Origin of the sequence: Vibrio rumoiensis 1S-45 (genome assembly GCF_000286955.2) — a bacterium.
Classification (GTDB): Bacteria; Pseudomonadota; Gammaproteobacteria; order Enterobacterales; family Vibrionaceae; genus Vibrio; species Vibrio rumoiensis_A.
In genome coordinates this window covers 1-16141 of sequence record NZ_AJYK02000071.1, presented here as the reverse complement: position 1 = coordinate 16141, position 16141 = coordinate 1, and the positions used below count along the sequence as shown (strand labels likewise).

General features: G+C 43.3%; 14 protein-coding genes. 5 read left to right on the top strand and 9 right to left on the bottom strand.

Annotated features, from left to right (window positions below; genetic code table 11):
* Positions 1-207 precede the first annotated feature (207 nt).
* Positions 208-2931: a preprotein translocase subunit SecA gene (gene secA / locus A1QC_RS09560; protein WP_017026120.1), complete on the top strand. Its 2724-nt coding sequence runs from the start codon at positions 208-210 to the stop codon at positions 2929-2931.
* 103 nt (positions 2932-3034) lie between these two features.
* Positions 3035-3448, top strand: coding sequence for an 8-oxo-dGTP diphosphatase MutT (gene mutT / locus A1QC_RS09555; RefSeq protein WP_017026119.1), 414 nt, complete (start codon positions 3035-3037; stop codon positions 3446-3448).
* 87 nt (positions 3449-3535) lie between these two features.
* Here the strand turns inward: mutT and yacG are convergent, their stop codons facing one another.
* From yacG to nadC, 9 genes are all read right to left on the bottom strand, one after another.
* Complete coding sequence (gene yacG, locus A1QC_RS09550) at positions 3536-3739, bottom strand: DNA gyrase inhibitor YacG (protein ID WP_017026118.1); 204 nt, start codon at positions 3737-3739, stop codon at positions 3536-3538.
* Positions 3740-3785: 46 nt separating this feature from the next.
* Positions 3786-4517 (bottom strand): cell division protein ZapD, encoded by a 732-nt coding sequence (zapD, locus tag A1QC_RS09545; RefSeq protein WP_017026117.1) that lies wholly within the window; start codon positions 4515-4517, stop codon positions 3786-3788.
* A 54-nt stretch (positions 4518-4571) separates the two neighbouring features.
* On the bottom strand, positions 4572-5180 hold the full coding sequence (gene coaE / locus A1QC_RS09540) for a dephospho-CoA kinase (protein WP_017026116.1): 609 nt from the start codon (positions 5178-5180) through the stop codon (positions 4572-4574).
* A gap of 14 nt (positions 5181-5194) precedes the next feature.
* A complete protein-coding gene (locus A1QC_RS09535) occupies positions 5195-6088 on the bottom strand; it encodes a prepilin peptidase (RefSeq protein ID WP_017026115.1) in 894 nt (297 codons plus the stop codon).
* Between the two features lie 44 nt (positions 6089-6132).
* A complete protein-coding gene (locus tag A1QC_RS09530) occupies positions 6133-7365 on the bottom strand; it encodes a type II secretion system F family protein (RefSeq protein ID WP_017026114.1) in 1233 nt (410 codons plus the stop codon).
* Positions 7366-7448: 83 nt separating this feature from the next.
* Positions 7449-9137 carry a type IV-A pilus assembly ATPase PilB gene (gene pilB, locus A1QC_RS09525; RefSeq protein WP_017026113.1) on the bottom strand — a complete coding sequence of 563 codons (1689 nt, stop codon included), beginning with the start codon at positions 9135-9137 and terminating at the stop codon, positions 7449-7451.
* Between the two features lie 32 nt (positions 9138-9169).
* Positions 9170-9571 carry a pilin gene (locus A1QC_RS15765; RefSeq protein ID WP_017026112.1) on the bottom strand — a complete coding sequence of 134 codons (402 nt, stop codon included), beginning with the start codon at positions 9569-9571 and terminating at the stop codon, positions 9170-9172.
* A gap of 50 nt (positions 9572-9621) precedes the next feature.
* Positions 9622-10038 carry a pilin gene (locus A1QC_RS09515; RefSeq protein ID WP_017026111.1) on the bottom strand — a complete coding sequence of 139 codons (417 nt, stop codon included), beginning with the start codon at positions 10036-10038 and terminating at the stop codon, positions 9622-9624.
* A gap of 431 nt (positions 10039-10469) precedes the next feature.
* Positions 10470-11390: a carboxylating nicotinate-nucleotide diphosphorylase gene (gene nadC, locus A1QC_RS09510; RefSeq protein ID WP_017026110.1), complete on the bottom strand. Its 921-nt coding sequence runs from the start codon at positions 11388-11390 to the stop codon at positions 10470-10472.
* A 538-nt stretch (positions 11391-11928) separates the two neighbouring features.
* On the opposite strand from nadC, the gene ampD reads away from it, so the two are divergent.
* The 3 genes from ampD (at position 11929) to aceE (ending at position 16129) form a co-directional block, all read left to right on the top strand.
* Positions 11929-12498, top strand: a complete 570-nt coding sequence (gene ampD, locus A1QC_RS09505) for a 1,6-anhydro-N-acetylmuramyl-L-alanine amidase AmpD (protein WP_017026109.1) — start codon at positions 11929-11931, stop codon at positions 12496-12498.
* A 354-nt stretch (positions 12499-12852) separates the two neighbouring features.
* A complete protein-coding gene (pdhR, locus tag A1QC_RS09500; protein ID WP_017026108.1) occupies positions 12853-13620 on the top strand; it encodes a pyruvate dehydrogenase complex transcriptional repressor PdhR in 768 nt (255 codons plus the stop codon).
* Between the two features lie 52 nt (positions 13621-13672).
* Entirely contained in the window at positions 13673-16129 is a 2457-nt protein-coding gene (gene aceE, locus A1QC_RS09495) for a pyruvate dehydrogenase (acetyl-transferring), homodimeric type (RefSeq protein ID WP_017026107.1), read from the top strand.
* Positions 16130-16141 lie beyond the last annotated feature (12 nt).

Here is a 16141-nt window from a genome sequence, read left to right as displayed (position 1 = left end):
GAGTGCAAACTAAGGGTATTGTAGATAGAAGATAAGAGCATAATCCCATACTATACCTAAGTTACTTGTCTTATAGTCTTGAAAATGGGCTTTATTGGCACCATATGACAAGTAGCCCCCAAAATTTATCTCAGTATTCTTAGTGTTGAACGATGAGAAACTGAAAGCAGACGATCTAATAAGATCAGGAAGAGAGATTCGTAAATAATGTTAACTAAGTTACTGACCAGTGTGATTGGCAGCCGTAATGATCGTACGTTGCGCCAACTAAAAAAAATCGTAAATCAAATCAATAGTTTTGAACCTGATTATGAAGCATTAAGTGATGAGCAGCTTCAGCATAAAACCATCGAGTTTCGTGAGCGTTATGACAACGGTGAAACATTAGATAAGTTACTGCCAGAAGCTTTTGCAACGGTTCGTGAAGCTTCAAAGCGTATCTATGGTATGCGTCACTTCGATGTTCAGCTTATCGGTGGTATGGTTCTTAATGCGGGTAAAATTGCAGAAATGCGTACTGGTGAAGGTAAAACACTAACCGCAACGCTATCGGCTTATTTGAACGGATTAGCGCGTAAAGGCGTACACGTGATTACGGTCAATGACTACTTGGCAAAACGTGATGCAGAAACTAACCGCGAGTTGTTTGAATTCCTAGGTATGACAGTTGGTATTAACGTACCCAACATGATCCCAGTAGAGAAAAAAGCGGCCTACCAATGTGATATTTTGTACGGAACCAATAACGAATTTGGTTTTGACTACTTACGTGACAACATGGCATTTCGCCCAGAAGATCGCGTACAGCGTGAACGTTTCTTCGCGGTTATCGATGAAGTGGATTCGATCTTAATTGATGAAGCACGTACGCCATTGATCATCTCAGGCCCTGCTGAAGATAGCTCTGAATTGTATACGAAAATCAACACGTTAATTCCTAGCCTTGAGCGTCAAGAAGAAGAAGATACTGAAGAGTATCGTGGTGAACAACACTACACCATTGATGAAAAAGCCAAACAAGTACACATGACAGAAACAGGCCAAGAGTTTGTTGAAGAACTATTGATCAAAAATGGCTTAATGGAAGAAGGTGATACGCTCTATTCACCGGCTAACATTAGCCTATTACACCATGTTAGTGCTGCATTACGTGCTCACGTATTGTTTGAAAAAGACGTTGATTACATCGTAAAAGATGGCGAAGTGATCATTGTTGATGAGCACACAGGTCGTACGATGCCGGGACGTCGTTGGTCAGAAGGTCTACACCAAGCGGTTGAAGCAAAAGAAGGCGTTCAAATTCAAAATGAAAACCAAACGCTAGCATCGATTACTTTCCAAAACTACTTCCGCTTATACGAAAAACTTTCAGGTATGACAGGTACCGCGGATACAGAAGCATTTGAGTTCCAATCAATTTATGGCCTAGATACTGTTGTGATTCCAACCAACCGTCCTATGATCCGTGATGATATGCCAGATGTCGTTTATCGTACCGAAACCGATAAATTTGCAGCGATCATTGAAGATATTAAAGAGCGTGTTGCCAAAGGTCAGCCAATCTTAGTAGGTACGGTTTCGATTGAAAAATCAGAGCTTCTTTCGAATGCATTGAAAGAATCGAAAATCAAACACAGCGTATTGAATGCTAAATTCCATGAACAAGAAGCGGAAATCGTTGCTCAAGCGGGTACGCCTGGTGCGGTGACTATCGCCACTAACATGGCTGGTCGTGGTACCGATATCAAGCTTGGTGGTAGCTGGGAAAATGAAGTTGAAAAACTGTCAGAATCTCAGGGAACACCAGCGACAGAAGAACAAGTGGCACAAATTAAAGCTGAATGGAAAAAAGTCCATGATGCAGTGCTTGAAGCGGGTGGTCTACACATCATAGGTACAGAGCGCCATGAATCTCGCCGTATCGATAACCAGTTACGTGGTCGTTCTGGTCGTCAAGGTGATGCTGGTTCGTCTCGTTTCTATTTATCAATGGAAGATTCGTTATTACGTATCTTCACTTCTGAGCGTATGGCTGGTTTGATCCAGAGCGGTATGGAAGAAGGTGAAGCGATTGAAAGCCGTATGTTGTCTCGCTCAATTGAAAAAGCGCAGCGTAAAGTGGAAGGTCGTAACTTTGACGTGCGTAAACAACTGCTTGATTACGATGATGTGGCAAATGACCAACGTAAAGTGGTTTATGAGCTACGTGATGAACTAATGAGTGCAGAAGATATCAGTGGCATGCTAGAGCAAAACCGTACTGATATTTTAACCTCAGTCTTCCACCAATACATTCCAGAACAATCACTGGATGATATGTGGGATGTAAAAGGGCTTGAAGAACGTTTACATGCCGACTTTGATTTATCTTTCCCAATCCAAACGTGGTTAGATGAAGATGACAAGTTGTATGAAGAAATCTTGTTAGAGCGTGTGATTGCTGAAGCAAACATCATCTACAAAGAAAAAGAAGAATCAGTTGGTACAGAAGTGTTACGTAACTTTGAACGCCAAGTGATGCTACAAACACTAGATACCTTGTGGAAAGAGCATCTAGCGGCGATGGATCACCTTCGCCAAGGTATTCACTTGCGTGGCTACGCACAAAAAGATCCAAAACAAGAGTTTAAACGTGAGTCATTTGAATTGTTTGGTGAGTTGCTAGATAGCTTGAAATTTGATGTGATTTCAACGCTCAGCCGTGTGCGCGTTCAAAAGCAAGAAGAAGTTGAGCGCATGGAAGAGCAACGTCGTCTGCATGCAGAAGAAGCTGCCCTTCGCCAGCAATTCCAACACCAAGCTGCTGATGGCATGGGTGAGGGAGAAGCGGGTGAAGAAGCTCAACAAGCTGCTGTTCGTAAAGTTGGACGCAACGAGCCTTGCCCATGTGGTTCAGGTAAGAAATACAAACAATGTCACGGTAAAATCTAGTCGATAGAACCTGACATCAAAGGCCGCAGAAATGCGGTCTTTTTGTTATGAGTCAATACTCAAAAATTTACAAACTTGCTAAGTAGCGATGGAACTCAAGCACATGACACGATTACACATTGTCGCGGCAATCATTTTAAATGCCGATAAAGACCAAATTTTTATTACCAAGCGTCCTGCCAAGCTGCATAAAGGTGGTTTCTGGGAATTCCCAGGGGGCAAGGTGGAAGAGAGCGAATCCGCTCAACAAGGCTTAGTCAGAGAGCTACAAGAAGAGATCGATATTACGGCGACTCAGATGACGCTGTTTGAACATTTTGATTTTGATTACCCAGAAAAAAGTTTAACGTTTGATTTTTTTGTAGTCTCAGATTTTAATGGTCAGCCTTACGGCAAAGAAGGGCAAGAAGGTCAGTGGGTTGCGATAGGCGAACTGAAGAATTATTCCTTCCCTGAAGCCAATGTACCGGTATTAGAGAAGGTGATTGCATGCTTCGCAGCTAGCACGCTTGGTTGATAGGACACTTGGCTAATAGGACAATTTGCTATTCGATTCCTGAGAAGCCACTTTTGCTTGTCGCATTTCGAGTCACGATAGGCGTTCTTACCCTTCCGACCACCCATCTGAATCCGACATATCTGGCGCACCAGCAATCGCTTTTTCTTCATCGGCCCATTCACCAAAATCAATCATCTGGCATTGTTTGCTGCAAAATGGGCGATATGGGCTGACTTCACCCCAGACAACATCGGCTTGGCAGGTTGGGCATTTGACTACGGTGGTTTTCTTTGGGGCTGGTGTGTTCATAATGAAACTCTACGGCGAATTAAATAGTATGGTTGGCAGTGTAGACCTAACAGATAGCGAGATCAAACTCGACATCTTGGCTGTACGCCATGCCAGTTTCAAAGTTCATAAACTTAATCGCAAAACGGTTTTTATGCCCTGAAATCATTGGATAAACCCCTCGTTTTAAAGGCACTTGTAAACGTAAAATGTTAGCTTCATCGGCTTCGCTTTGGAAAAAACCATTATTGGCAACTTGAGGTTTATAACGGCCAATTTCACGAATGAGTTTAAGTAATAGATCTAACGCATTATTCATGGGCTTTAGAGTATCGGTCCATTTTTTTGCATCAGATAAACGTTTTTCGAGTGGTAAGTGAAGCCAATAATGCAATGAAGGTAAATCAAAGCAACAAGTACCGCCCGGTAAGCTAAAGCGTTGGCGGATAGCACTTAAAAAGCGCTCATCTTTTAATGATTGCCCAAGTCGCTCTGCCGACATTAAACAGCGAAAGTTATCATCAATATCATTTAATACATCATTGAGAATAGCCTGATCGACACCCGGTACGTTGACCCAATTTTTAAATGTTAGCTTTTGTTTTTCGAGATCTTTAGTTAGCTCTGATTTAATGTGGATTTGTTCAAACAGATCCAACAAATCAAAGAGAGAGCGGAAGAAAAGTTGATAGTCGAGCGGGGCTTCAAAGCTCGCAGATTTATGCAATTGCCCCATAAGCGCTTCCACTCTAAGGTAAATTCGTGCTTTCTCGGTTAATGGATGTTCGAATTTCAGCATAATAATTTCAAACTATTTGTAGTAGTGACAATTGAGCCTCTATTGTCACAGAAACTAATGAGATAATGCTAGGTACTTTTTGTGTAATTCCGTGATTTTCGAGAAAATTTGCTGCTTTCTTCCGTCATTTAAAGGTGCATCGTTGTTTATCACGTCATCGGCATGCTTTAAACGCTCTTCTCTGGAAGCTTGAGCGGCTAAAATTGCACGTACTTGGCTTTCTGGAACATGATCTCTTTGGCTGGTTCTGGAAATTTGAGTGTCAGGTGAAACATCGACAACCAATAAGCGGTCGATATTTTTCTGCCAATTGTTTTCAATTAATAACGGCACCACCAACAATGCGTAAGGTGAGGTGGTTTGTGAAAGTAAAAGATCGATACGTTGGCGAATGAGCGGGTGCAGCAGATCGTTTACCCACTGCTTTTCTTGTGACTGGCTAAAAATACGATCTCTGAGTTGGGCGCGATCAAGCTCACCTTGCGGCGTTAAAATGGACTCACCAAAATGTTGGCTAATGGCTAGCAAGCCGGGCGTGCCGGGCTCAACCACTTCACGAGCAACAACATCTGCATCGACAATATCAATCGAAAATTCTTGCTGAAATATATTTGCAATGGTGGTTTTTCCACTGCCGATCCCACCTGTTAAGCCAACAATCATGGTTTACCCTCGCTTCACATGCCTAACATATTGTTAAGATACCAAGAGGTTAAATCATTCCCCCAAATTAAACAAAACCAACCGGCAATGGCAAGATAAGGGCCAAATGGGAACGCTTTATCAATGCCTTTCTTTTGTAATCGTAATTGAATTAATCCAAACGCTAAACCGACGAGTGAAGACATTAAAATCAACAATGGCAATTGTTGCCAACCAAGCCAAGCGCCTAATGCAGCCAGTAACTTAAAATCGCCGTATCCCATGCCTTCTTTGCTTGTTAATAATTTAAAGGCCCAGAAAATCGTCCATAAACACAAATAGCCTGCAATCGCACCGATAACCGCATCTTGCAATGATACAGGGCTGATGTTCAAAAGAGACAAGGCTAACCCTGCCCACATTAACGGCAAGGTCAGTTGGTCTGGCAGCAGCATGGTATCAAGATCGATAAAAGTTGCTGAGACTAAGGTGAAAGTAAAAAACAATAACGCCACGCCATACCAATCGGCAGGAAAATACAGACCAATCACCACACATAATGCAGATGTGAGTAGCTCAATGGCTGGGTAACGAGCACTGATTGGGTTGGCGCATTTGTGGCATTTACCTTTGAGAATTAGCCAACTAATCACCGGAATATTATCAATGGCACGAATTTGCGTGTTGCATTTAGGGCAACGAGAACGAGGCGTGTTTAAATTAAATGGAGTATTTAAACTTTCGAGTTCCTTTTTTATCTCAGGATCTTTTTTTAATTGCGGGAAGAATTCAATGCATTCTTGTTTCCATTCTCTTTCCATCATCATCGGTAGGCGATGGATCACCACATTTAAGAAGCTACCAATCATTAAGCCGAAAATACCAGCGAAAATAGCAAAGAGAAAAGGGTAATACTCAAAAATGATCATGGAAAGCTACCAAGTCCTAACGAACAATAAATCGAAATATGCGCTTAGAATACACTAACTAACTTAAATATTGGCAGATAAAGTGACACGACTAAACCACCGACGACCACGCCAAGAAAAACAATAATGGCAGGTTCAATGATTTTTCCTAAATTATCCACGGTATTATCCACTTCAAATTCGTAAATCGCAGCCACTTTGTTGAGCATGTCATCTAAATTTCCTGACTCTTCACCTATCATCACCATTTGCAGCACCATTTCGGGAAAGGCATCGGCATTACGCATTGCAATGTACATTGGCATCCCTGCGGCGGTGTCTTTATGAACTTGCTCGATGGCCACTTGATAATGCAAATTGCCAGATGTTTTCGCTGTTGTTAATAAGCTGGTTAAAATTGGAATACCCGAACTAAAGCTGGTGGCAAGGGTACGGCTAAATTTAGCAATAGCCGCTTTAGAAAACACCCCGCCGAGCACTGGCATTTTAAGCGCCATGCGGCTGGTTTTTAATCGAAATGAAAATGAACGTTGTCGTGCTTGTCTCATTAAGAAAATAAAAGCAAAAAAACCAGCCAACATCATAAATAAATAGCTTTGAATAAAGTGCGAAAGATTAATGACTTGTTGAGTAAACCAAGGCAGCTCCGCGCCAAAGCCTTTAAACATGGCCTCAAATTCTGGGATCACCATGGTCAACATTAAGATGGAAACACTGCTCGCCACGAGCATGACCATTGCAGGGTAAATCATGGCTTTAATTACTTTTGAACGCAGTTCTTCACTTTTTTCTCGATAGGTTGCCAAGCGATCAAATACATCGGCAAGATTACCCGTTTGTTCACCGGTGGCGACTAAGTCGCAATAAAATTCATCAAAGAAAGGGCTACTGGCAAGCAAAGCCTTTGAAATAGGAGTACCCGCTTCCACTTGGGTGCATATTTGCGACAAAATGGATTTCATTTCCGCTTTACGTTGGCTGTCTGAAATCAGCTTAAAGGACTGAACGATAGGCACGCCAGTTGCGAGCATAGTGGCAAGTTGACGCGTTAACACCGTAATGTCTTTTCGTTTTACTTTGTGGCTCATCTTGGCAAAAATCGACACGCTGCGACGTTTAAGTTTTTTGATTTGCACCCGCTGTTCTTTGAGCTTAGTACGTACTTCAACTTCATTAATCGCCAATATTTGCCCAGATACTTTCTTGCCCGAACTGTTCACCCCCTTCCATTGGAAGTTTTTTAACGCAGGCGCTTTTAATGTGGATGTATTTGCCATAAATGAATCGTCCCTGTCATCATTATTTGGTGTATACCCTTCTATTATTTTGGGTATCAATGGTCAATAAACAGCGTGAATCGTTAGAAGTACAACACGCGTTGCAGCTCGGCAAAACTGGTGACGCCTTGTTTTAGGTTATCAATGCCAGATTGTCGCAAGGTTGCCATTCCTTGCTTAACTGCAATCATTTCAATCTCGTTAGCCGAGGCTTTTTTAATCACGGCATTAGCAAGCTCGGTGGTGAACGGCATCACTTCATAAATACCCACACGGCCAGAATAGCCACCGGTGCATTCCGAGCAGCCTTCTTTTGATGCTCGGTAAATCACTATGTCGGCGGGAATATGAAATTTAGAACGTAGCACCTCCGGAAAGTTATCTGGGGTTTTGCAATGTTTGCACAAGCGACGAGCCAGACGTTGAGCAATGATCAAACTTAATGACGAAGCCAAGTTAAACGCTTCAATGCCCATGTTGGATAAGCGCACTACGGTTTCAGACGAGGAATTGGTGTGCAGCGTTGATAACACTAAGTGACCGGTTTGTGCCGCTTTTATGGCAATTTCAGCGGTTTCTAAATCACGAATTTCACCGACCATTACCACATCGGGATCTTGACGTAAAAACGCGCGCAGTGCAGCGGCAAAGGTAAAGCCGATTTTCGGTTTCACTTGCACTTGGTTAATGCCAGTTAAGTTGATCTCCACTGGATCTTCGGCAGTGGAAATGTTTTTGTCTGGCGAATTTAAAATGCGTAACCCCGTATATAAAGAGACGGTTTTACCGCTACCGGTTGGGCCGGTCATTAAAATCATGCCTTGCGGTTGTTGCAGTGCATCTAAATACAATTTTTTCTGCGCGTCACTGTAGCCGAGTTTATCGATGTTTAGGTTGGCAGCGCTGCTATCTAGCAAACGCAGAACAATTTTTTCGCCCCATAAGGTCGGTAAGGTGGATACTCGCATATCAATCGCAGTTTCGGCATTTAAGCGAATTTTGATCCGGCCATCTTGCGGCAAACGCCGTTCAGCAATGTCTAGTTTGGATAAGATCTTGATCCGTGCAGCCAGTCGCCTGCCTAAATGTGGCGCCGGGCGGTTGGTTTCAATTAAAATGCCATCGCAACGCAAGCGCACGCGATAAATATCTTCGTAAGGTTCAAAGTGAATATCCGAGGCACCTTTGCGTACCGCGTCTAATAAAATTTGGTTGATGAAACGGCTGACTGGCGCTTCATCTTGGCTTAAATCTTCGGTTTCTTGGATTTCATCACTGCCGACTTCAACTAGGTTGGCCAGTTCATCTTGAGTAATGTCTTTACCTTGCCCGCTGTCTGAGCTGACGCTGCGCCCATACAAACGGCGAATCGCACCTTCTAGCTCTTTACAATCGGCAAGAATTAACTCAATTTGCTTGCCCGTCGCAAAGCGAAAATCATCTTCAACGCTGGTGTTGGTCGGGTCGGATACCGCAATCAATACGCCGTGGCTGTCCACTTGCAATGGCAACACTTGGTGGTTAGTGATTAAGTCGCGCAAACCCAGTTGTTGGCACACTTCGGCATAACCATAATGTTCAAGGTGGGCTTGCGGCAGGGCAAACAGGTGGCAAAGGTGTTGCAATAATTCTGGACTGGTTAGAAAACCAGCGTCCACGCAAGCTACGGGGACGCTTTTGTTATCGTTAAGAACGGTACTCACCACCATTTGCTCTTGTTCGTGAGTCAAGAGTTCCGCTTGGCGTAAAATGGAGGCGAGGTTGGTGTTCATGGCATCCTTATTGAAAAATTACTGTCTAATGATCACTGTGGAACAGAGGCATCATACAGGCAACCTTGTATCGAAATTGATGCTTTGTTGTGCTGACAAATCCAACTGCCTTGTGCATTTCGCTGCATTCTTACTGTGGTACCCTGTCCTGCTCCTTGGGTAATTCTTGCAAATAAATCATTGGTGCTGACTGCGCCAGAAGTTGTATTAATTCGACCTAATGAGAAAGCTGTGGAAATAGTCGGGAAAGTAAAATGCGAATCGACATACTCTTCGACAATGGTTTTGTAATTATTGGCTGAACCGACCGCCGTGGCGAGGGCTGCTTTTTGGGTGTATTGCTGATACTGAGGCATCGCAATAGCCGAAAGCACACCGATAATCGCCACGGTGATCATGAGTTCAATTAATGTAAAACCTTTGTTTTTTGTCATTAAAATATTTCCAATAAGGTCACATTAACATGTGACCCTAAAGTATAGTTTTAGTCTGTACAGCCATTTAATGAAACTGCAGAGCTTAGTGAGTTTACACATGTCCAAACACCAGCAGAGCTTCTTTTCAGAGTGACCGTAGCCTCTTTTGCAGGACCTTGAGTGATTTTTGCAAGAATGTTTCCAGCAGCACTAACAGGGGTATCATATTTAACTGTTCCTAAAGCAAACGATATGGCATCTCCTGCTGAAGGGAAGTCACCATTTACCGCAATATAATCTTCAACATTTGTTTTTAATGAAGTCGCTGTCGCTAAAGCTGAACCCAAAGCCGCTTTCTTCACATAATTTTGATACTGAGGAATTGCAATCGCTGCAAGCACACCGATAACCGCAACAACGATCATCAATTCAATTAACGTAAAGCCTTTTTGTAGTTTCTTTTTACCCTGTTGTAATTGTTTCATTTTCATCTCCATGAATAAATGTAGTGGTATTACCAACACAAGATTAGAACTACGGAGAAAAAAGAAAATTGCCGTCAAACGCATGTTCGAGCCAGTTGGAAGATTGCGCGAATTATTACATTTGTATAACAAATTATTGCGATCTAATTAATGATATTTTCCGATAAAGGCCATTTTTTAACCACAGGATGACAAAAATAAAGTATGAATTTAGTGTGAGGTTGAAGAGGGGAATGCGATGAAAATCACTAAGTTAGCGAGATTGGTGCTGAATGTGTCAATTTCTGACCACCCGTTAGGCTGACGCTGTTTGCTTTTTTAAAGTAACGTGAAGCGAAGAGCTCAACCCCGATAAATGAATACAAAAAAAGAGACTGCCATTTTCACAGCAATCTCTTCTCGAAACTAGGAATTCGTAAACGCGGGACAGTCTAGCTTTTGACTCTCATCGATAGGTCCATCGCTTTCACATGCTTAGTTAGCGCGCCGACTGAAATGTAATCGACACCTGTTTGGGCGTATTCATTTAAGGTTTCAAGGGTAATGTTACCCGAGTTTTCGAGTGCTGCTTGGCCGGTGGTTAAACCGTTTTCTTGGCCAATACGTTTATTGAGTTCAACCGCTTCAATCATCATGGCTTTGGAGAAGTTATCGAGCATCACAATGTCGGCTCCTGAGCGAATGGCGCATTCTAACTCTTCAAGGGATTCGGTTTCCACTTCGACTGGTTTGCCCGGATTGAGCGTTTTGGCGGTTGCGATGGCTTTTTCAATACCGCCACAAGCGATGATGTGGTTTTCTTTAATTAGATACGCATCAAACACGCCAATGCGATGATTAAAACCACCACCGCAGGTGACTGCATATTTTAATGCGCTGCGCAGGCCGGGAATGGTTTTACGAGTGTCCAATAAGCGACATTCCGTACCAGCTAGTTCTTTTACATATTCTGCTGTTAGCGTGGCGCAACCAGACAAGGTTTGGATGAAGTTCATCGCATTACGCTCGCCAGTTAATAGCGCGCGCGAAGGTCCGGTTAAGGTGCAAAGAGTTTGGTTGGGTTGAACGGTATCCCCATCGGCGACATGCCATTCAATACTCACTTGACCGCCCAGTTGTTTGAAAACTTCATCTGCCCATGCTTTACCGCAAAATACGCCATGTTCACGCGTGATAATAGTGGCGGTATTGGTGGCCTCTGCCGGAATTAAGCTTGCGGTAATATCGGCATGAGGATCAAGCGTACCACCTAAGTCTTCTTTTAACGCATCACTGACCATGCGAGTGATTTCAGCCGGCAGTTGTTGTTTAAGGTATTCAAGACGAGATTGAGAGTCGTGGGTGGTTTTCATAGCATGATCCGGTTGAGGAATAAATGATGGACTATGATACTGCAAGCAGAGACGATTTTCGAGCGCTTCGCAGCTTGGTTATTTGGCTTTTTGACCGCTTCGTCATGTAAGCCGTGTCTGCGTCAAACACCGTTATTTTAGCCGAGCTTAGGTGACAGTGGTATATGTCTTATCACGCAAAAATATCGTCATTTCAGCCGAGCCTAAGCGAGAGCGGGAGCGGGAATCTAATCACCACGCGTGGTATGCAGATCCCTGATGTCGCTTAGGCTCCTCAAGGATGACGGCGGTAGGACATGCTTATTACGCAAAATAAACGTCATTCCAGCCGAGCCTAAGCGAGAGTGGGAATCTAATCATCACGCGTTGTATACTGATCTACGATGTCGCTCAGATCCCATCAAGGATGATGGATGTAAGGCGTATCATTTTATGTCTCAATATCTTTGCTCTTGACCCCTTTGCTTCAAGATTTATTTGTTTTAATCTAAATACGCTTTCCATTAGAAACCTATCCTCTTTTTCTTAAGGTTCTCCCATGCTCATTACTCCCGATCACTGGCTTGAAAACGTCAAACATATACCCTCGCCATTTTTTGATGATCGCCCAACGGCTGACAATGAGGAAACGATGCCGATTTCTTTGCTGGTGGTGCATAACATCAGTTTGCCGCCGGGCCAGTATGGTGGGCCGTATGTTGAGCAGTTTTTTACAGGCCAACTAGATCCAAATGATCATCCTTTCTTTAAAGTGATCCATAACATGGGCGTATCGGCGCATTGTTTTATTCGTCGAGATGGCGAGGTGATTCAATTTGTACCGTTTAACGCCCGAGCATGGCATGCAGGGAAGTCGAGCTTTGCAGGAGTGGAGCGTTGTAATGATTATTCCATCGGTATTGAATTGGAAGGTACGGATTTTGATGCTTACACACAGGCGCAATATCAGTCTCTGGTAAGTGTCACGCAAGCGCTGATGAAACGTTACCCTGATATCACGTTACCGAGAATTACAGGCCATCAATATATTGCCCCTCAACGAAAAACTGATCCGGGCTTAGGTTTCGATTGGCGTAAATTTAGAACATTACTTGTCAATATCGCTTAACAATATCGTTTCACTTAAATAATCAGTTCCTCATGGGCTATCCTATCGTGACCTCTTAGTCTTGAATTAGGTTTATTTATAACGATCAAGGTCACATTCCTATCAAATTATTGATTTAAAAATGCACGATCTAAAGCGCTTACTCTCTAAGTATCAAATGGTCTTACCAATATTATTAATGGGTTAATCGCCACATACCCCCTATGGGGTAATCGCTTATTCTTTCTATGACCTAAATCAAGTTTTGTCTGGACAGCTGTGATGGCTTTAGGTAAAATTTTGGGGTTCGTGACAATTGGTATTACCAATTTACAATCGCCGATTTATAACAACGAGTGAAAAGATAAATTAATCATGGCTTATCAAAGGATTCGTCAGCCGAAACTTTCCGATGTGATTGAACAGGAAATTGAACGGTTGATTTTAGAAGGCACACTTTCTCCCGGGCAACAGTTGCCACCAGAGCGGGAGCTAGCAAAGCAGTTTGATGTGTCTCGTCCTTCGATTCGTGAAGCCATTCAACGCTTAGAAGCCAAACGTCTTTTGACTCGGAAACAAGGTGGTGGCACGTTTGTTAGCACCACTTTATGGACATCTTTTTCTGATCCTTTGCTAGATTTATTGTCGACGCATTCTGAAACCCAACTAGACTTGTTGGAATCACGTCATGCAATGGAAGGAATTTCGGCCTATTTTGCTGCTTTACGTGGTACGGCTGAGGATTTTGAGCGCATTTCGCAATGCCAAAAAGAAGTCGAAAAAGCGATTGAAAATAAAGATATAAAGCAAGAATCTAGCGCAGTGATGCAAGTATTGATTGCCATCTCTGAAGCCGCTCACAATGTGGTGTTATTACACATTGTTCGTAGCCTTGCTCCTTTATTACAACAAAATGTATTACAGAATTTAGAATTACTTCATCGTCGTGATGAGGTGGTGGAAAAGGTGAGTCATCACCGTGCCAGCATTGTTGAAGCGATACTTGGGCGTGAGCCAGAAAAGGCTCGCAAAGCATCGCATGCACACTTGGCTTATATCGAAGAGACCTTGTTGGATTTGACTCGAGAAGAGAGTCGACGCGAGCGTTCATTACGCCGAATTCAACAAGCCAACGAATCATAAGACGGGTTAATCATTTAACTTGTCTGACAAACCAACAAAAGGATAGATCGCCATGTCTGAAGTCATTAATAATGACGTTGATGCACTGGAAACTCAAGATTGGTTAGAAGCTCTTGAATCAGTGGTACGTGAAGAAGGTGTCGAGCGCGCTCAATATCTACTAGAGCAAGTTCTAGATAAAGCTCGTTTAGACGGTGTGGACATGCCAACGGGCATCAACACAAACTATGTAAACACCATCCCGGCAACACAAGAGCCGGCTTATCCTGGTGACATTACATTAGAGCGTCGTATTCGTTCAATCATTCGTTGGAACGCGATCATGATCGTTCTACGTGCTTCGAAAAAAGATTTGGATCTAGGTGGCCACATGGCATCTTACCAATCTGCTGCGGCATTCTACGAAGTATGTTTTAACCACTTCTTCCGTGCACCCAATGAAACAGATGGTGGCGATTTAGTTTATTACCAAGGTCATATCTCTCCAGGTATCTATGCTCGTGCATTCCTTGAAGGTCGTTTAACGGCTGAGCAACTAGACAACTTCCGTCAAGAAGCGAACGGTAACGGTTTACCTTCATACCCTCATCCGAAATTATTGCCTGAATTCTGGCAGTTCCCGACGGTATCTATGGGTCTTGGTCCGATTTCTGCTATCTATCAAGCTCGTTTCTTGAAGTATCTAAACGGTCGTGGCTTAAAAGATACGACGAATCAACGCGTATATGCTTTCTTAGGTGATGGCGAGATGGATGAGCCAGAATCACGCGGTGCGATTTCTTTCGCTTCTCGTGAAAAACTGGACAACCTATGTTTCCTTATCAACTGTAACCTACAGCGTCTTGATGGCCCTGTTATGGGTAACGGTAGCATCATTCAAGAACTTGAAGGCCTATTTAAAGGCGCAGGTTGGAATGTGGTTAAGGTTATCTGGGGTAGCAACTGGGATTCATTACTTGCTAAAGACACCACAGGTAAACTTCTGCAATTGATGAACGAAACCATCGATGGCGATTACCAAACATTCAAATCGAAAGACGGTGCTTACGTACGTGAACACTTCTTCGGTAAATACCCAGAAACTGCCGCTCTTGTTGCTGATATGACGGATGACGAAATCTTCGCGCTTAAGCGTGGTGGTCATGATTCATCTAAACTGTTTGCAGCATTTAATAATGCGAAAGAAACTAGCGGTAAGCCAACGGTTATTCTTGCTAAAACTGTTAAAGGTTACGGCATGGGTGAAGCGGCAGAAGGTAAGAACATTGCACACGGCGTGAAGAAAATGGACATGACGCATGTTCAGTACTTACGTGACCGTTTAGGTCTGCAAGATCTTCTTTCTGATGAGAAAGTTGCTGAGCTTCCTTACCTAACATTGGAAGAAGGTTCTGCAGAATACAAATACTTACATGCTCGTCGTGATGCGCTACATGGTTACACACCTAAGCGTTTAACCAAATTTAGCCAAGAATTTATCGTTCCTGAGCTAAGTGAATTTGATGCATTGCTGACTGAGCAAAAGCGTGATATCTCAACAACAATGGCATTTGTTCGTACGTTGAATATCCTGCTTAAAGACAAAAACATTGGTAAGAATATTGTTCCTATCATTGCCGATGAAGCACGTACGTTCGGTATGGAAGGTCTATTCCGTCAAGTGGGTATCTATAACCCACATGGTCAAGAATATACACCAGAAGACCGTAGCTTAGTGTCTTACTACAAAGAAGCAACATCAGGTCAGGTACTTCAAGAAGGTATCAACGAACTGGGTTCAATGTCTTCTTGGGTAGCGGCGGCAACGTCTTACAGCACCAATGATCTTCCAATGATCCCGTTCTACATCTACTACTCTATGTTCGGCTTCCAACGTGTTGGCGACATGGCGTGGATGGCTGGCGACCAACAAGCGCGTGGCTTCCTATTGGGTGCGACTGCAGGTCGTACAACGCTAAATGGTGAAGGTCTACAGCACGAAGATGGTCATAGCCACATTCAGGCGAATACTATCCCGAACTGTATCTCTTACGATCCAACGTTTGCTTACGAGCTAGCGGTTATCATGCAAGACGGTATCCGTCGTATGTACGGTCCTGAGCAAGAGAACATCTATTACTACTTAACTATGATGAACGAAAACTACCACATGCCAGCAATGCCAGAAGGCGCTGAAGAAGGCATTCGTAAGGGTATCTACAAGTTAGAATCTTACGAAGGTAGCAAGTCTAAAGTTCAATTGATGAGTTCTGGTACGATCATGAACGAAGTACGTAAAGCCGCTAAAATCCTAAGCGACGACTACGGTGTAGCTTCTGATGTGTTCTCGGTAACGTCTTTCAATGAATTGACGCGCGATGGTCAAGATGCTGAGCGCTTTAACATGCTTCACCCAGAAGCTGACGCTAAAGTGCCTTACATCACGACGGTTCTAGGTTCAGAGCCTGCAATCGCAGCAACGGATTACATGAAAAACTACGCAGAACAAGTGCGTGCTTTCATGCCATAGATCGGAAGAGCG

Coding starts and splice junctions, on each gene's coding strand:
- secA (WP_017026120.1), top strand. CDS start 208: ATGTTAACTAAGTTACTGACCAGTGTGATTGGCAGCCGTAATGATCGT.
- mutT (WP_017026119.1), top strand. CDS start 3,035: ATGACACGATTACACATTGTCGCGGCAATCATTTTAAATGCCGATAAA.
- yacG (WP_017026118.1), bottom strand. CDS start 3,739: ATGAACACACCAGCCCCAAAGAAAACCACCGTAGTCAAATGCCCAACC.
- zapD (WP_017026117.1), bottom strand. CDS start 4,517: ATGCTGAAATTCGAACATCCATTAACCGAGAAAGCACGAATTTACCTT.
- coaE (WP_017026116.1), bottom strand. CDS start 5,180: ATGATTGTTGGCTTAACAGGTGGGATCGGCAGTGGAAAAACCACCATT.
- A1QC_RS09535 (WP_017026115.1), bottom strand. CDS start 6,088: ATGATCATTTTTGAGTATTACCCTTTTCTCTTTGCTATTTTCGCTGGT.
- A1QC_RS09530 (WP_017026114.1), bottom strand. CDS start 7,365: ATGGCAAATACATCCACATTAAAAGCGCCTGCGTTAAAAAACTTCCAA.
- pilB (WP_017026113.1), bottom strand. CDS start 9,137: ATGAACACCAACCTCGCCTCCATTTTACGCCAAGCGGAACTCTTGACT.
- A1QC_RS15765 (WP_017026112.1), bottom strand. CDS start 9,571: ATGACAAAAAACAAAGGTTTTACATTAATTGAACTCATGATCACCGTG.
- A1QC_RS09515 (WP_017026111.1), bottom strand. CDS start 10,038: ATGAAACAATTACAACAGGGTAAAAAGAAACTACAAAAAGGCTTTACG.
- nadC (WP_017026110.1), bottom strand. CDS start 11,390: ATGAAAACCACCCACGACTCTCAATCTCGTCTTGAATACCTTAAACAA.
- ampD (WP_017026109.1), top strand. CDS start 11,929: ATGCTCATTACTCCCGATCACTGGCTTGAAAACGTCAAACATATACCC.
- pdhR (WP_017026108.1), top strand. CDS start 12,853: ATGGCTTATCAAAGGATTCGTCAGCCGAAACTTTCCGATGTGATTGAA.
- aceE (WP_017026107.1), top strand. CDS start 13,673: ATGTCTGAAGTCATTAATAATGACGTTGATGCACTGGAAACTCAAGAT.